This window comes from Arthrobacter sp. B1805 (genome assembly GCF_002929745.1).
Taxonomy (GTDB): Bacteria; Actinomycetota; Actinomycetes; order Actinomycetales; family Micrococcaceae; genus Arthrobacter_D.
In genome coordinates this window covers 315,757-331,664 of the sequence record NZ_PJIQ01000002.1, presented here as the reverse complement: position 1 = coordinate 331,664, position 15,908 = coordinate 315,757, and the positions used below count along the sequence as shown (strand labels likewise).

Annotated in this window: 14 protein-coding genes; 6 read left to right on the top strand and 8 right to left on the bottom strand. The window is 67.5% G+C overall.

From position 1 onward, the window contains the following. Positions 1-290 precede the first annotated feature (290 nt). Positions 291-749, top strand: a complete 459-nt coding sequence (locus CXQ96_RS04185; RefSeq protein WP_104116763.1) for a GtrA family protein — start codon at positions 291-293, stop codon at positions 747-749. Positions 750-884: 135 nt separating this feature from the next. After that, the gene (locus CXQ96_RS18015; protein ID WP_146070806.1) at positions 885-1,628 is read left to right on the top strand and encodes a hypothetical protein; all 744 of its coding nucleotides are present in this window, start codon (positions 885-887) and stop codon (positions 1,626-1,628) included. 61 nt (positions 1,629-1,689) lie between these two features. On the opposite strand, the gene CXQ96_RS04180 is transcribed toward CXQ96_RS18015, so the two are convergent. Together CXQ96_RS04180 and CXQ96_RS04175 are read right to left on the bottom strand one after the other, a co-directional pair. Continuing rightward, positions 1,690-3,519, bottom strand: coding sequence for an immune inhibitor A domain-containing protein (locus CXQ96_RS04180; protein WP_308662462.1), 1,830 nt, complete (start codon positions 3,517-3,519; stop codon positions 1,690-1,692). Positions 3,520-3,740: 221 nt separating this feature from the next. Then, positions 3,741-4,877: an aminotransferase class V-fold PLP-dependent enzyme gene (locus CXQ96_RS04175; RefSeq protein WP_104116761.1), complete on the bottom strand. Its 1,137-nt coding sequence runs from the start codon at positions 4,875-4,877 to the stop codon at positions 3,741-3,743. 266 nt (positions 4,878-5,143) lie between these two features. Between CXQ96_RS04175 and CXQ96_RS04170 the strand changes: the two genes are divergently transcribed. Beyond that, the gene (locus CXQ96_RS04170; RefSeq protein ID WP_219816079.1) at positions 5,144-5,731 is read left to right on the top strand and encodes a GNAT family N-acetyltransferase; all 588 of its coding nucleotides are present in this window, start codon (positions 5,144-5,146) and stop codon (positions 5,729-5,731) included. Positions 5,732-5,808: 77 nt separating this feature from the next. On the opposite strand, the gene CXQ96_RS04165 is transcribed toward CXQ96_RS04170, so the two are convergent. Next, on the bottom strand, positions 5,809-6,798 hold the full coding sequence (locus CXQ96_RS04165) for an MsnO8 family LLM class oxidoreductase (protein WP_104116759.1): 990 nt from the start codon (positions 6,796-6,798) through the stop codon (positions 5,809-5,811). Positions 6,799-6,983: 185 nt separating this feature from the next. Here CXQ96_RS04165 and CXQ96_RS04160 point away from each other — a divergent pair, with 185 nt between their 5' ends. From CXQ96_RS04160 to CXQ96_RS04150, 3 genes are read left to right on the top strand one after another with little or no spacing between them, the layout of a single operon-like run. Further along, complete coding sequence (locus CXQ96_RS04160) at positions 6,984-8,150, top strand: Gfo/Idh/MocA family protein (protein ID WP_104116758.1); 1,167 nt, start codon at positions 6,984-6,986, stop codon at positions 8,148-8,150. Then, a complete protein-coding gene (locus CXQ96_RS04155; protein WP_104116757.1) occupies positions 8,147-9,361 on the top strand; it encodes a dihydrodipicolinate synthase family protein in 1,215 nt (404 codons plus the stop codon). Before CXQ96_RS04160 ends, CXQ96_RS04155 begins: the two co-directional genes overlap by 4 nt. Next, complete coding sequence (locus tag CXQ96_RS04150) at positions 9,358-10,239, top strand: sugar phosphate isomerase/epimerase (RefSeq protein WP_104116756.1); 882 nt, start codon at positions 9,358-9,360, stop codon at positions 10,237-10,239. The genes CXQ96_RS04155 and CXQ96_RS04150 overlap by 4 nt, the downstream gene beginning before the upstream one ends. 75 nt (positions 10,240-10,314) lie before the next feature. Here CXQ96_RS04150 and CXQ96_RS04145 read toward each other — a convergent pair whose 3' ends face one another. The 5 genes from CXQ96_RS04145 to CXQ96_RS04125 all read right to left on the bottom strand — a co-directional run bounded on the left by CXQ96_RS04145 (position 10,315) and on the right by CXQ96_RS04125 (position 15,906). Further along, entirely contained in the window at positions 10,315-10,962 is a 648-nt protein-coding gene (locus CXQ96_RS04145; RefSeq protein WP_104116755.1) for a ThuA domain-containing protein, read from the bottom strand. Next, positions 10,959-11,969, bottom strand: coding sequence for a hydroxyacid dehydrogenase (locus CXQ96_RS04140; RefSeq protein ID WP_104116754.1), 1,011 nt, complete (start codon positions 11,967-11,969; stop codon positions 10,959-10,961). Before CXQ96_RS04140 ends, CXQ96_RS04145 begins: the two co-directional genes overlap by 4 nt. After that, a complete protein-coding gene (locus CXQ96_RS04135; protein ID WP_219816078.1) occupies positions 11,966-13,438 on the bottom strand; it encodes an NAD-dependent succinate-semialdehyde dehydrogenase in 1,473 nt (490 codons plus the stop codon). Before CXQ96_RS04135 ends, CXQ96_RS04140 begins: the two co-directional genes overlap by 4 nt. A gap of 162 nt (positions 13,439-13,600) precedes the next feature. Continuing rightward, positions 13,601-15,019 (bottom strand): GH1 family beta-glucosidase, encoded by a 1,419-nt coding sequence (locus tag CXQ96_RS04130; protein ID WP_104116753.1) that lies wholly within the window; start codon positions 15,017-15,019, stop codon positions 13,601-13,603. A 2-nt stretch (positions 15,020-15,021) separates the two neighbouring features. After that, the gene (locus CXQ96_RS04125; protein WP_104116797.1) at positions 15,022-15,906 is read right to left on the bottom strand and encodes a carbohydrate ABC transporter permease; all 885 of its coding nucleotides are present in this window, start codon (positions 15,904-15,906) and stop codon (positions 15,022-15,024) included. Positions 15,907-15,908 lie beyond the last annotated feature (2 nt).

The window sequence follows — 15,908 nt, the reverse complement described above, 5'->3', positions numbered from 1 at the left end:
GGCCGACGTCCAGACCCGCTTCCAGGCGGCCCGGACCGGCGCGTCCGTCCTCATCACCCCCGGCCTCTGACCCCGGAGAACAACATCTTCAGGAAGGGCCGCACCCCATGGGTGTGGCCCTTCCTCTTCTGCGTGGGCAGGGACTACCCGGCGAGGAAGGCGAGCAAGTCGTGGCTCCACTCGTCGCGGAGCGCTGCGCTAGCCACGGCGCCTCCGGCTCCCTCCTCGACGATTAGTAACTTAGGTTCCCTAAGTAGTAGTTTGGAGGGTCGTCGAGAGAGGGAGCGGGTGTGAGCGGAGCACTGCAGCGCCTCGGTTCCTTCACCGCCGTGGGCACTGTTGCCTTCGTCGTCGACATCTCGGCCTTCAACATCCTGGCGTCCGGTGTCGGCGTCGGACCGATCACTTCGAAGGTCATCTCGGTGGTCCTGGCTACGGGCGTCTCGTGGCTGGGCAGCCATTACGTCACCTTCCGGGAGTTCGCCGGCCGCCCCAAGCGCCAGGAAGCACTGCTTTTCGGACTCACGAACCTCGCCGGGCTCGGCATCGCAGCGGCATGCCTCGCCATCTCCCACTACGCCCTCGGTCTCACCAGCCCCCTCGCGGACAACATCTCCGCGAATGTCGTCGGGGTCCTGCTCGGCAATGTGTTCCGGTACATCGCCTACCGTTTCTTCGTGTTCCGGCCAGCGGCACAGGCTCCGGAGCCTGTCTGCACAGACCGCCCCTCGCCCCACCACAGGTCCTGACGTCCACGGCAAGGGGGCGCTGTGATGTCGGTGATGGATAGGAACAGGAACCGTCGCGGCGTAGCATGAACCCGAACCATCAGCATGCTTCGCACTTCATCTGCCGGTCCCGTCCCCCCTTGAGAAGACACTGCCATGCGCGTCCGCACGACGATCCCCGCCCTGGCGCTCAGTAGCGCCTTCCTCCTGGCCGCACCCCCGCTGGCGTCCGCAGTGCCGCAATTACCACCATCGAATCGGATGGTTGCACAGGTGGGCACAGTCTCTGCTCCCCCTCAGCAGGAACCGACCAGCCCGCCCGGCGATGCAGCACTGACCGGACCGCCATCCGAGTCCCCGCCCGCACCGGAGCCGACCGAGCCCGCGGTGGATCCGTCCGCAACCCCCTCGGCGAGCGGGCAGCCGGTCGCTACCCCCAGTGGTGGGGCGCCCACCCCGATCGATCTGCCCGCCGTCGCGCGGGAACCTGCCCCTACCCCGGCTGTTCCCTCGCCGTCCGCCGAGCCTCCCTCGCCGGGAGAGTCCGAGCCGGCCGCCGAGCCCCCGCCGCCCTCACCTGTAGAGCCTGCCGCTCCCCCTGCCCTCCTGGCTCCCCCGCCCCCGCAACAGCCGGGCGGGGCCGCCGTCGGGGCAGGAGCCTTCCCAGCTCCCGCATCGCTCCCCGGCATCCCGAGCCCGTCGTCGCGAGCGGCCCGGGTGTCTCCCCCGGCCACACCGACCCTGCTGCCACAGGCTGAATCGATCGTGACCGAGGCGCAGATCAGCGCCGGCCCCCCGCTGCGGTACCTGGCAGCAGGGATCCTGAGCATCGTTGCAGCTGTCCTGGCCCTCGCGATCGCCGTGGTCTCGCAACCGCGGCGCCGGCGGCGCACCCACTAGGACACCAGACAGAAGAAGCCGGGAGTCACCTCCCGGCTTCCTCTGTCTCCGGACTGCCGTGCTAGCGCACCTGCAGGGTCATCATCCCGGTCGGGTTGGACTGAGTGACCTCGATCTTGGTTCCCGTACCTGCGACCACGACGGAGCCCTGCGGGTTCGCGGCGTCGTAGTAGGCGGTGGGATCGGTGTCGTCGAAGACGGCGACGCCTGCCTGCGACGGCGCCCAGAGGGTCGTCATGCCCGCCGAGGTCTCGCGGTGCAGGTTCAGCGCATCGGTGGCCTGCTTGCCGAAGGTGGCGTCGAAGCTCTGGATGCGGTTACGCACGACCGTGCCGTCAGACCAGGTCAGGGCCTTCGGGTGGGCGTCCACGGGCAGGGCGAGGCCTGCACCGGGGTGCTGGCGCGTGTTGTTGTTGCTCTGTGCGGTATTCCAGTAGGTGATGCTCAGGCCGTCCTGGTAGGCGTAGTGCTCCACGGTGTCAGGCGCGGTGAGGCCCCAGCCAAAGTTGTACGGACCGGTGGCGAGCGTTGCGTCGTAGCCGCCGTACACGCGGTTCTCCGCGATGTAGAAACGGTCCTTGCCGGCGGCGTCCTTCGGCAGGTTCACGACGACGGCCTGCGGAGCCTTCGTGGCATGGAACGACGGGCCGATCTTGTGGGTCGACTTCTGGCCGGCGGTTGCGATGTCGTAGTCCAGCCAGCCGAGCTGCAGCTTCTCCCACGCGCCCATGTGGTTCGGCGTGGTCCCGATGGAGCCCTCGCCGTGGCCGAGCCATGACCCGGAGCTCATGAGCGTCCAGAACCCGGTTCCGTTCTCGCCGCCGCTGGTGTCGTACAGGTCGGGCAGGCCGAGGTCGTGTCCGTACTCGTGCGCGAAGACTCCGAGACCGCCGTTCTCCGGTTCGGTGGTGTAGTCACGGATCCAGACGCTCGAGTCGCCGATCCTGATGCCGCCGTACGGGTTGGCTGCTGGGCCGGACGTGCCTCGGCCTGCCTGGCCCACGGCCCAGCGGTGCGACCAGATGGCCGACGACGCCGCGCCGGCCTCCTCGCCCTCGCCCGCGTGGATGGCCTGGAAGTGGTCGATGTAGCCGTCTGCCTCGTCGAAGTCGCCGTCCTTGTCGAAGTCGTAGCGGTCCCACTGGTCGAAGGTCGCGAGGTACGCGTCGATCTCGGCAGGCGTCTTGCCTGCGGCGATCTGCGAGTCGTACCAGGCGTCCGCCGTGTCCTGCACGAAGCGGGTCATGTCCGTCTGGCTCTCGGTCTCGCCATAGCTCGCCGAGTTGTAGGGCACGGTGACCCAGTCGCTGACGTCGCCGTCGACCGTGTAACGGCCGCTCGACATCTCCTCGTAGACGCCCTTGAGGGATTCACCCTCGTCGCTGAAGAACATGTCGAGGTAGTGGTCGCGGTCGAAGGTGTCCGACCAGTAGGTGGAGTTGTCCACCGTGCGGTCCGGTTCCTTGATGGTGTTGTGCGTGGGGCCCGCCGTCGAGGTGGGGAAGCGCGGATCGACCATGTCCCCGAAATCGACGAGGAAGGACAGGATCTGATCGCTCTCCTGCAGTCCGTACTGCGCCCACTGGCCGGGGGCTACCTTGACGGCCTTGGAGCCGCCGCGGTCCTCCACCGTGGCCTCACCGGAGATGACCTTCGCGAGCCCCTGCTGGTTGAGCCGGCGGCGTTCTTCTGCCGCGGGATCGGCGCGGTCGTCGAGCTTCCCGGCAGCACCATCGGCACTGGGCGAGGACGCGAAGGACGAGGTGGCGGCGGCTGAGCCCGCCGCGCTGCCGGTGGTGGCCTGCGCGCTGACGGGAGCAAGCACAACGGCGCTGGTCACGGCGAGCGCCATCGCGCACCGCAGCCCCCGGGTTCGAGTGGTGAGATTCAAGGGTTCTCCCTAGTGAAATGTCCCAGCTGATGTCGAGCACACCCAGATTAGGTGCCTGAGGTTACGAACATGTTGCCTGAGTCACACGTTCTGACCGGACGTTAGCACCGGTCACGGACACTTCCGAGGGTTGACCCCCTTCCATGGGCCAACCCTCGCAGCGACTCTGGTGCAACCCGGAAGCGCGCCTTATAGTGCGGCGATCGTTACGACGGAATCCGCTAGGCGAAGTCTGCCAGCACCTTCGCCGCCTCGCTGAACACCTCGGACCGCGTTGTCGCGTGGACGGAGAGTCGAATGCGGTCCTCGCCGTGCTGCGTGGCAGAGATGTCAGCGGCAGCGAGCGCCGCATAGGCAGCGGCAGCCCGTCCGGACACCCCGGCCACCACGATGCCCGCGCGTTGCTCCCTCTCCCGCGGCGAGAGAACCGGCACCCCGGCAACGTCGAGTTCCTCGATCAGGGCGGCGGCATGCGTCGAGACGATGCCGTCGATCGCTCGGGTTCCCACCGACTCCATGAGCTCGAGTGCTTCCGCGAAGGCACCGGTCGCATAGGGCGACAGGTTGGAGACGGAGAAACGCTCGGCGCCGGGCAGCGGCCGGTGCTCAACACCGTCGTACCGTCTGGAATCCGTCACGCCTGTCCAGCCGGTCAGCACCGGCTCGACCCGCTCTAGCCCCTGCGGCGAGAAGGCGAGTGCAGCCACGCCCCAGGTGCCGCGCACCCACTTCTGGGCGCCGGTGATCAGCACGTCGGCGAGCGTCCACTCGAGATCGGCGACACCGAAGCCCTGGATGCCGTCCACCACGAGGAGGCGGTCCGGCCCGATCACGTCGCGGATGCCGGCGAGGTCCGCCCGGTAGCCGGTGCGGAAGTCGACGGCGCTCACGCTCACCGCCACGGTGTCGCTCGTCAGGCTGCGGGCAACGACGTCGGGCGTCATGCGGGTGCCGGGAGCGCCGACGAGATCGACACGGGCGCGGCCGATGCCGCCCGTGCGCAGCCAGGGGTAGATGTTGGAGGGGAACTCGCCCGCACTGACCAGCACCGAGCCGCGAGACAGGCCGAAGGCCACCTGGAACAGTCCCAGCGACGTGCTTCCCGTCATCCCGACGTGATCGAACGGGAAACCGCTGAGGCGGGAGAAGGACTCCCGGGCGCGCAGGTTCTCGCCCTCCAGTCGCTCCGTGGCACCCACGGCACCCTCACCGGCCAGCCTCACGAGGTGCTCCACCCGATCGTGGACCCTGCTCGACGGCGGCCCGTAGCTCGCGAAGTTGAGGTACCCGGGAGCCTCCGAGAAGGAAGCCTGGTAGGCGGCGAAGGCGGCGGCGTCGTCGTGCTCGGTCTGCGTCATCTAGTCCATGATCCTTGTCAGAGCGTCGGTGTGCCCCAGTAGACCGGGAAGTCCGCCGGTGTGCCAGAAGACGATGCGCCGGCCGCTCACCAGTTCGCCGCGCCGGACCGCGCCGATCAGGCCGGCCAGGCGCCCTCCAGAGGATGACCCGGGTTTTCCCCAGGGCCACCCCCTCCGGGCGGCACCGCAGCTCGCTAGGCTTTCTCCATGAGGTCGGCCGACGCCGTCATGGCGCGCCGACATCCACCCAGGAGAGGGAGACCGCAGTGGATTTCGTGATCCACCCCGCCACCGCCGACCGGTTCGACGACGTCGCCACGCTGCTCGGCCCCCGCAATCCGGACTCCCCCACCTGCTGGTGCCTCACGTACCGCCTGCCGTCCAGGGAGAATCGCGCGCTGACCGCGCGGGAACGTCCCGAGAAGGTCCGGGAGCTGTGTGGACGGGACATACCGCCCGGGATCCTCGCCTATGAGGATGCCGTGGTGGTCGGATGGTGCGGCGTGGCTCCGCGCTCCGAGCTCCACTCCTTCGCCAACAGCCGGAAGATCCCCCATCTCGACGATCTGCCGGTGTGGACCGTGTGGTGTTTCCGAGTGCGGGGTGGGCACCGTGGTCGGGGCGTCGCGCGGGCGTTGCTGAAGGGCGCCGTCCAGCACGCCCAGCGTAACGGCGCGCCGGCCATCGAGGGATATCCGGCCGACAACGGCGACGAGAAGGTGGACACGACGATGGCGTTCGTGGGAACCCGCCGGCTCTTCGAGAACGCCGGTTTCGCGAAGGCAGCTGATACCACCGCGATCGCCGGAGGCTTCCCGCGTGTGGTGATGCGTCTGGACCTTCGGGACGGCTAGGCGAGCCCAGGGGTCCGCGGCACGTAGCCGAACCGCCGCACGATGTGGCACACCGACTGCCGCGGTCGCACCGACCGCTAGGCCGCGGACAGCTCCGCGACCAGCTCGTCCGACCGCGCCTGCCCGTCCAGGTCGAACATGCCGCCGCTGACCAGCAGCTCGTCGGCGCCCGTGCGTCCCTGCAGATCCGTCAGTTGCCGCTCCACCTCGTCCGGCGTCCCGTACACCGCGGTGGCCAGGGACTCCTCGACCAGGGCCTCGACCCGTGCCTCGGATCGCGTGCCGAGCGGCTCCGCCGCCGAGGGCTCGAGGGGCGGGAAGTACCCCTTGGTACGCGAGACGGCGAGCGCGCGGGCCTCCGGCTCGAGGAGCTGCCGGGCTTCCGCCGTCGTTCCCGCCACCGCCACGTTCAGCGACACGACCACGTGCGGCCGGTTCCACCACCGGGACGGGCGGAAGGAGGCACGATAGCGCTCGAGCGCAGGATCGGGTCGGCGGAACAGCGCGGGTCCACCGAGCACGACGGCGAGGCCGGCCCGCGCGGCAATGTCCACGCCCTGCCCCGTTGCGAGGACGAAGACGGGTGTGCGGCCGCCATCCTGCGGGCGAGCGGTGACCGAGGCGCGGCCGGAGAGGAACGCAAGCAGTTCGGCGACGTCCTCCTCGAACCGGTCGGCGCCTTCCTTGCCGGTCCGGAGCGCGGCCCGTACCGCCTGGGTGAAACCGAGTGAGCGTCCGACGCCGAGGTCGAACCGGTCATCGAAGAGGGCGGCAAGTGTTGCCGCCTGCTCCGCGACCACGAGGGGCTGGTGGTTCGGCAACATGATGCCGCCCGTGCCGATGCGGATGGTCGTCGTGCGCGACGCGATCGCGGCGGCCAGCACCGCGGGGGCCGCGCCGGCGATGCCGGGGACGCCGTGATGCTCGGCCACCCAGAATCGGCGGTAGCCCAGCTCTTCGGCTCGTCGGGCCCGCTCGCTGACCCCCTTCAACGTGTCCGCCTCGGAGGAACCGAACCGGGACTGGGCGCGGTCGAGGATGGAGACGCCATCGAAGGGAAGGGGCATATCAACTGGAACCCATGGTGGGTCCGGGTCATTCCGGGCCGGCCGGCGTATGCCGGTATCTGTGCAGAGCGCACTGCCCAGCGCGCAGATGCCCGGGTTTTCACCGTGCAGTGGTGATTGACGCTGGACCCTTTATCGGCCTAGTCTGGAAAACGCTTTCCACCTGAGCCGCAGCAGGAGCTGACATGACTGAAATCCGAACCATCCGCATCGCAATGAACGGCATCACCGGGCGCATGGGATACCGCCAGCATCTGCTGCGCTCCATCCTTCCCATCCGCGAGGCCGGCGGCTTCACCCTCGAGGACGGTACGCGCGTCCAGGTGGAGCCGATCCTGGTCGGTCGCAATGAAGCGAAACTCCGGGAACTCGCAGAGCAGCACAAGGTCGAACGCTGGACCACGGACCTCGACGGGATCATCGCCGATCCCACCGTCGACGTCGTGTTCGACGCATCCATGACGTCGCTGCGCGCAGCGACGCTTCGCAAGGCGATGGCCGCGGGCAAGCACATCTTCACCGAGAAGCCGACCGCCGAGACACTCGACGAGGCCGTGGACCTGGCCCGCCTGGCCCAGCAGACCGGCGTCACCGCCGGAGTCGTCCACGACAAGCTGTACCTCCCGGGACTCGTCAAGCTTCGCCGGCTCGTCGACGAGGGATTCTTCGGCCGCATCCTCTCCATCCGCGGGGAGTTCGGCTACTGGGTCTTCGAAGGTGACGTCCAGGCTGCCCAGCGCCCGTCCTGGAACTACCGCAAGGAAGACGGCGGCGGTATGACCACGGACATGTTCTGCCACTGGAACTACGTCCTCGAGGGCATCATCGGCAAGGTCAACAGCGTCAGCGCGAAGACCGCCACCCACATCCCCACCCGCTGGGACGAGCAGGGCAAGGAATACAAGGCCACGGCCGACGACGCCTCCTACGGCATCTTCGAACTGGAGACGCCGGCCGGCGATCCGGTGATCGGCCAGATCAACTCCTCCTGGGCCGTGCGCGTCTACCGCGACGAACTGGTCGAGTTCCAGATCGACGGCACCCATGGGTCCGCCGTCGCAGGACTCAACAAGTGCGTCGCCCAGCAGCGTGCCCATACGCCGAAGCCGGTCTGGAACCCGGACCTGCCGGTCACGGAATCCTTCCGTGACCAGTGGCAGGAAGTACCCGCCAACGCTGAGCTGGACAACGGCTTCAAGCTGCAGTGGGAGGAGTTCCTCCGCGACGTCGTCGCCGGCCGTGAACACCGCTTCGGGCTCCTCTCTGCCGCCCGCGGCGTGCAGCTCGCGGAACTCGGCCTGCAGTCCTCGGCCGAGCGCCGCACCATCGACATCCCGGAGATCGTCCTGTGAACTTCCTCGACCTGCCCGCCGCTGACGGAGGGATGAAGCGCTACTCGCTCAGGGGTGGCACTTCGTGGGCGCGCCCGGCCGCTCCCCTGACGTCCCGCGCGGTCTACGCGGCCGCGCACGTGATTCCCGAGGTTAGTGCGGACAATACGCCCGGCGCTCCCGCCGTCCTGGACTGGGACAGCACGCTCGCCTACCGCAGCGAGCTGTGGTCGTACGGGCTCGGTGTCGCCGACGCGATGGACACCGCCCAGCGCGGCATGGGTCTCGACTGGGCTGCGACCCAGGAACTGATTAAGCGCTCAGGGGCCGAAGCGGCAGCCGTCGCCGGATCCGGTGCCGCGGCGACCGCGGGCAAGTCGGTGCGTGACCTGCTCGCATGCGGCGCGGGTACCGATCAGCTCGACCTGGCCGCGCTGCCCTCGGGCAGGGCCGGGCTCGACGTCGTCCTCGAGGCGTACCGCGAGCAGGTCTCCGTGGTCTCCGGTGCCGGCGCGAAGGTGATCCTGATGGCGTCCAGGGCCCTGGCCGCCATCGCGGAGGGCCCTGAGGACTACCTCTACGTCTACGGCACGCTGCTGGCCGAGGTGGACCAGCCGGTCGTCCTGCACTGGCTCGGCACGATGTTCGATCCCGCACTGGCTGGCTACTGGGGCAGCACCGACGTCGCCCGGGCCACCGAGGTGTTCCTCGGCCTCATCATGGACAACGCAAGCGCGGTGGACGGCGTCAAGGTCTCCCTCCTCGATGCCTCGCACGAGGTGTCCCTGCGGGCCGCCCTCCCGGCGAGCGTCCGCCTGTACACAGGCGACGACTACAACTACCCCGAACTGATCCACGGCGACGGCACCCACCACTCGGATGCCCTGCTGGGGATCTTCGCCGCCATCTACCCTGCCGCGTCCGCCGCGATCCAGGAATATGACGCCGGCAACCCCGACGCCGGGCGGGCGATCCTGGACTCCACGCGCGATCTCGGGCTGCACATCTTCAGCGCGCCGACCTTCTACTACAAGACGGGTGTCGCCTTCCTGTCCTGGATCAACGGACGGCAGCCCGGCTTCCAGATGGTGGGCGGCCTGCAGGCAGGGCGGTCGATCCTTCATCTTTCGAGGACCTTCGAGTTGGCCGACACGGCCGGCCTCCTCGAGAACCCGGATGAGGCCGCACACCGGTTCGGGCAGCTCCTGTCCACCTATGGAGTGGGCGTATGACGGATTTCAGCCGGTTGTCGATCAATACGGCGACGACCAAGAACATCTCCCTTGCCGACGCCGTGCGCCTCTACTCGGACGCCGGCCTGGAACACATCGGAGTCTGGCGCGACCGCGTGGAGGAAGCGGGCCTGGACAAGGCAGCCCGGCTGATCTCGGATGCGGGCCTCACGGTGTCCAGCCTGTGCCGGGGCGGGTTCCTGACGGCCGCGGACACGGCCGGCCAACGCGAGGCCCTGGACGACAACACCCGCGCCATCGAGCAAGCAGCAACGCTCGGCACGCGGGAACTCATCATGGTGGTCGGAGGTCTTCCCGCAGCCGGTGCGCTCATCGGGGGTTCGGCCGGAACCGATGCGCGTGGAGGCAAGGACGTGGTGGGAGCGCGAGCGCGGATCGCGGACCGCCTCGCCGAACTGGTACCTGTAGCCGCCGAACACGACGTCCGGCTGGTGCTCGAAGCGCTGCACCCCATGTACGCGGCCGACCGTGCCCTGCTGTCCACCCTTGGCCAGGCACTGGACCTCGCGGCACCGTTCGCGAAGGAGAACGTCGGCGTCGTCGTCGACACCTTCCACGTCTGGTGGGATCCGCAGCTCGAGAGCCAGATCCGGCGCGCCGGTGAGGAAGGGCGTCTCGCGTCCTACCAGGTGTGCGACTGGAACCTCCCCATCGCGTCCGACGCCCTGCTGTCCCGGGGCTACATGGGCGACGGCTATATCGATTTCGGGAGTATCGGGACCTGGGTGGCGGACGCCGGGTACACCGGCCCCGTCGAGGTGGAGATCTTCAACCGGGAGATCTGGGACGCGCCGCCCGCCGAGGTGGTGGAGATCGTGAAGACACGGTACGCGGAGCACGTTCTGCCGTACCTCTAGGCCCGTCGGCGGTTGCACGGGCGGGCAGCCGGCAAGGGTGGATTGCCGGTGCGCTCGCGTGCCTGGGCGATGGGCCTAGCCGAGGAGGCTGCGTAATCCGCCGCGGAGATGAGCGCAGAACAAGGGGTCGGTGTATGCCTCGGCGTCGTGGCCCAGGGAGGTGTACCAGGTCTGTCCCGAGCCATATGAGCCGTGCCAGGCGACGGGATGGCCGGGTCCCATCGTGCCGCCCGTATAGCTCTCCTCGTCCACCGTGAGGAGGACCGTCCGGTCCCGAGGGGGACGGCGGAAGTTGTACCACTCGTCGCGATGCCGCCATGTCGGGGGCAGGTCCACCGTGGACGGGTGATCGGGATCTGCCACACGGACGACGGCTTCCTGGACCTGCGGGTGGTCGGTGAAGACCGCGCCGGCGATCCGCTCGTATTCGTCCCACTCGTACTCGCAGGCGGTTGCGGAATGGACCCCTGCGTAGGATCCACCGGCACGCAGCCAGTCCGCGAAGGCGCGGCGCTGCTCCCCGTCGAGCACCTCCCCCGACGTCGACACCCACACCACGACGTCCCATGCTGCGAGCGCGCGGGGCTCGAAGACACTCGGGTCCTCGGTCGCTTCCACCAGGTGGCCGTCCTCGTGGGCGATGGTGGTGAGCGCGGCGATCGCGTCCGGAATCGACTCGTGCCGGTAACCGCACGTCCGGCTGAACACGAGGATCCTGCTCATGGTGTTGCCACCCGGTCGAGCCTGCCGAGATCGACAGCATGGCGGAGAGGCTCACCAGTGGCGAGACGTCGTAATTCGTCCGTCATGAGGTCAGCCATCCGGTGGCATTCCGGGCCGAGGGAGCCGGCGATGTGCGGTGTGACAACGACATTGGGAAGCGTCAGCAGCGGCGAGCTCTCCGGCAGCGGCTCGGGATGGGTGACATCGAGCACTGCCTGGAGGTCCGGACGTGCGGCAAGCACGTCTGCGAGGGCGTCGTGGTCGATCACGGCTCCCCGAGCTGTGTTGATGATGGTTGCCCTGGTCTTCATCGAAGCGAGCAGGGAACGGTCCACGAGATTCCGGGTCTCCTCGAGGAGGGGGGCGTGGATGCTCACGACGTCGGCGGTGAACAGCTCCTGAAGATCAACCAGGCGGACCCCCAGTTCCGCCGCCTCGGCGGGCGACGCGTACGGATCGTAGGCCAGGACGCGGGTGTCGGTGGTCTTCAACCTCTCACTGACGAGTCGACCGATCGTGCCGAGGGCGAGGAGCCCCACGGTCGAGTGGTAGCTGCCGGGCACGTCGTCCACGTCAGCTATGGCGTGCGATCGAGGTGACCGCAGGGCAGCCCAGCCCCCCTTGAGTGAGAAAAGGATCGTTGCAAGGGTGTATTCGGCGACCGGGATGGCGTTTGCGGAGGCTGCGCTGGAGACGAGGACCCCGTTTCGCGCGAGTGCCGGCGTCACGAACCCCCGTACAGCGCCTGCGGCGTACAGCACGGCACGGAGCCGCGGCACGCGTGCCAGGAACTCCTCGTCCATGACCGGCGCCCCCCACCCCGAGAGGATGACCTCGGTGTCCGCGAGCACGGTGCCGGCGAGCACGGTGCCCGGGGCACTCGCGACATCGGCCGGCACGAACGGCGGTTCGGTACCGCAGAGCTCGGTGATCGCCGCCCGCTGCTCCGGGCCGTAGATGCGGTCGTAGCCCTCCTGACCCAGCACGTATGCGGCTCGAATCGTCATACGGCGTAGGTCACCAGTTTCGGACGAAGGAATGCGGCGACCGCTTCCGGCCCACCCTCGGACCCGTAGCCGCTTTCCTTCACCCCTCCGAAGAAGGTGTCGACGCCGCCCAGGTTGCAGGCGTTGACGGAGACCATGCCCGCCTGGATGAGGCTGGGAAGCCTGAGTGCCCGCGGGAGCGAGGAGGTGAAGAGGTAGGACCCCAGGCCGTACGGCAGTCGATTCGCCCGCTCGACAACTTCTTCCTCTGTGCTGAACCGTGAGATCGCGGCAACGGGACCGAAGGGCTCTTCGTTCATGATGAGCGCGTCCTCGGGAACGTCGGCGAGTGCTGTGGGTTGCCAGAAGTACCCGTCGCCGGGAATCGCCGCGCCGCCCGCCACGATGCTGGCACCCTGCTCGATGGCATCCTGCACCAGGTGCTCCATGGAGTCGATCCGCCGGCCGGAGATCAGCGGACCGAGTTCGGTGGATTCGTCGAGGGGATTCCCTACCTGTATCGCCTTCGTGAGCTGGGCGAACCGCGCCACGAACTGGTCATAGATGCCGTCCTGGACGTAGAAGCGGCACGGGGAGCCGCAGGACTGGCCGTTGTTGTGGAATTTGCTGCCGACGAGCTGGGCGACAACAGAGTCGACGTCGACATCGTCGAAGACGAGGACCGGGGCGTGCCCGCCGAGCTCGAGCATGCACGGCTTCGCTCCCGCCGCTGCCAGCGAGGCGATGTGCTTGCCGACAGCTGTGGATCCCGTGAAGGACACCATCCGAATGATCGGAGAGCCGATGAGGTGTTCCGAGATGTGCGCGGGATCGCCGAACACCACGTTGAGGACTCCCGCAGGGAGTCCCGCGTCGACGAGGGCGCGGGCTACTGCAAGTCCGCTGGTCGGCGCTTCCTCGGCCGGCTTGATCACCATGGTGCACCCCGCGACGAGGGCGGCGGCGATCTTGCGGGTTGGCACTGTCAGCGGGTAGTTCCACGGGCTGAATGCAGCTACGGGTCCCACGGGCTCGGAGAGGACAAGGGTGGTTCCGCCGGGCACGGCGCCGGGGATCACCTTGCCGAACGTCTGCATCGCCTCGCCGGCCAGGAAGTCGATGATGCCTGCTGTGAACAGGACTTCGCCCCTGGACTCCCGGATGGGCTTGCCCTCCTCGAGAGTCATCTGCCAGGCGATGTCCTCCACCCGCTCGCGGAGCAGTGCTGCTGCTCCGTGGAGGACGTTTGCGCGGTGCTCGGGAGTGGTCGCTCGCCACACAGGGAAGGCCTCAGCCGCTGCCTCAAGCGCCCGGTCCAGGTCGCCCGTCGTTGCCACCGGCAGGCGTCCTATCTCGTTCCCGGTCGCGGGATTCAGGACGGGTTGCGAGTCCCGGCCTTCGATCCCCAGCCACTCCCCCGCGACGAGGAGCTCGAGACCGCCGTAGCCGGATCGTGCGGGGGCACTGGTTGGAGCGCTTGCAATACTCACAGAAGTCCTTTCATGGAAGTGCTCCCGTAGGTCCGGACTTCTCCGGTGATTCCTTCCGTCTTGGAGCGCCTTCTGATGCTTATCGTGGTCGACGCCGATGGCCGTGAACACGTTGCCCGAACAACAGCGTCGCCGTTGTTGTTCGGGCGACGGATGTGATTCTCAGGCCCCGACAATACTTTCGTTGCTAGCTCGGTCCATGCTGGCGATGAGGCCGGCATAGAAAGAACCGGAGTCCTTGACGATGCGCTCCTGCGTCTCGTAGTCCACTCGCACGATGCCGAATCGCTTGTTATAGCCCCACGCCCACTCGAAGTTGTCGAGTAGCGACCAGACGAAGTAGCCACGGACGTCCGCGCCGTCGTTGATGGCGGCTGCCACAGCCTCGATGTGGGAACGGATGAATGCAACGCGCTCGACATCGTGGACGGCACCGTTGTCGACGACATCCTCGTAAGCGGCCCCATTCTCCGTCACGTAGAGAGGCGGCAGGTTCTCGTACTCTTTCCCGAGCCGGACGAGGAGCTTGCGCAGGCCCTCCGGGTTCACCTCCCAGTCCATCGCTGTGCGGGGAAGGTTCCTGGTTGGGAAAGTGATGTGCTCGGACCCGACGAACGGTGATGACTTCGGCCGGCTCGTGGGTTGCAGACCCTCGTGACCGTCCGCCGGTTGCTGGTGCCCGCTCACGTTGTCGTCGTGGTAGTGGTTCACCCCCAGGAAATCGATCGGCGCGGCAATCGTGTCGAGGTCTCCCGGGTGCACGAACTCCTCGAACCTGTGCGCCTCGACGTCATTCAGGAAGTCCGTCGGGTACGCGCCGAGCAGCAGCGGTTCAAGGAACGCCCGGTTCCAGATGGCGTCGAGCCGACGGGCGGCGTCGAGGTCCGCCGGATCCTCGGGATCGTTCGGGATCGCGTTGGTGAGGTTCAGCGTGATGCCGATCTCCTCAGCTCCGAGGTCCCGCAGCACCTTGGTCGCGAGACCGTGGGCAAGGTGCTGGTGGTGAATGGCGGCCAGTGCCGCTCGGGGATCGCGCCGTCCAGGAGCATGTTCGCCGGCCGCATAGCCGATCAATGAGGAGCATAGCGGCTCGTTGAACGTGGTCCAGTGCCGGACCCTGTCCCCCAGACGGTCATGGACGGCCGCGGCGTAGTCCTGGAACCGAAAGGCCGTCTCACGGTTCGTCCATCCACCGCGTTCCTCGAGCGCCTGCGGAAGATCCCAGTGGTAGAGGGTCAGCCAGGGGAGGATATCCGCTTCGAGGAGCTCGTCCACTAGGCGGGAGTAGAAGTCGAGCCCCTTCTGGTTGGTGAAACGGTCGCCCGGTCGCACTCTGGCCCAGCTCGTCGAGAACCGGTAGGACTGCAGATTCAAACGCTTCATCAGCGCCACGTCCTCGGACAATCGATGGTAATGATCCACCGCCACCTCAGGAGTGTGCCCGTTGGCGATAGCCCCTGGCACGCGAGCGAAGGCGTCCCAGATCGAATCCTCCTTGCCGTCCTCGTGGGCCGCTCCTTCGATCTGGGCGGCCGCGGTCGCCGATCCCCACAGGAACCCCGGCGGAAACTCGTTCGTCATTGTCATCCCTTCACTGCACCCTGCATGATGCCCGATATCAGTTGTCTGCCCGCAGCGATGAACAGGACAAGCAACGGAATCGTTGCGAGAACTGCACCTGCGAGCACCACCGAGTAGTTGATGTAGTACCCGGATTGCAGCTGGCTGAGCGCCGTCTGCAATGTCGGATTTTGTGGACTGAGCACGATCAGCGGCCACAGATAGTCCGTCCATGCCGCCATGAATGTAAAGAGACCGAGAATAGCCATCGCCGGACGGGCAGCCGGCAGGCCGACGTTGAGGAAGGTGCGGAACTGGTTCGCTCCGTCGATCCGGGCCGCCTCTATGAGTTCGTCGGGCACCACGTCGACAAGGTACTGGCGCATGAAGAACACACCGAAAGCGGTGACGAGCGAGGGCACGATGACGGCCCCCAACTCTCCTGTCCAGCCGAACTGCCGCATCAGGATGAACAGTGGAATGATCCCGAGCTGCGTCGGGATCGCCATGGTTCCGATCACGAAGATCATCAGGCCGTCCCGCCCCTTGAAGCGCAGCTTGGCGAAGGCGTAACCCGCGAGAGTGGAGAACGTCACCACTGAGAGGGCGATGATGCTGGAGATGACGAAGCTGTTCCACAGCGCCAGCCAGAACGGAATGGCATCCATGGCCTGGGCGGCGTTCGCCCAGAAGTTGCCGCCCGGGATGAGCGGGAGCGTTTCGCCACGCGTGGCGTTCGTTCCGCTGGCAACGACCACCGACCACCAGAGCGGGTAGGCGAACCCGAGGAGAGTCGCCACGAGCAGGCCATAGGCGAGGAACCCGGGGCGGGACCCCACTCCGGTTCTGGTTCGCCTCCGGCCTCGTGCAGGCTGCAGCGGGAACGCCCGCGAGTCGGTGGTTGTCAGAC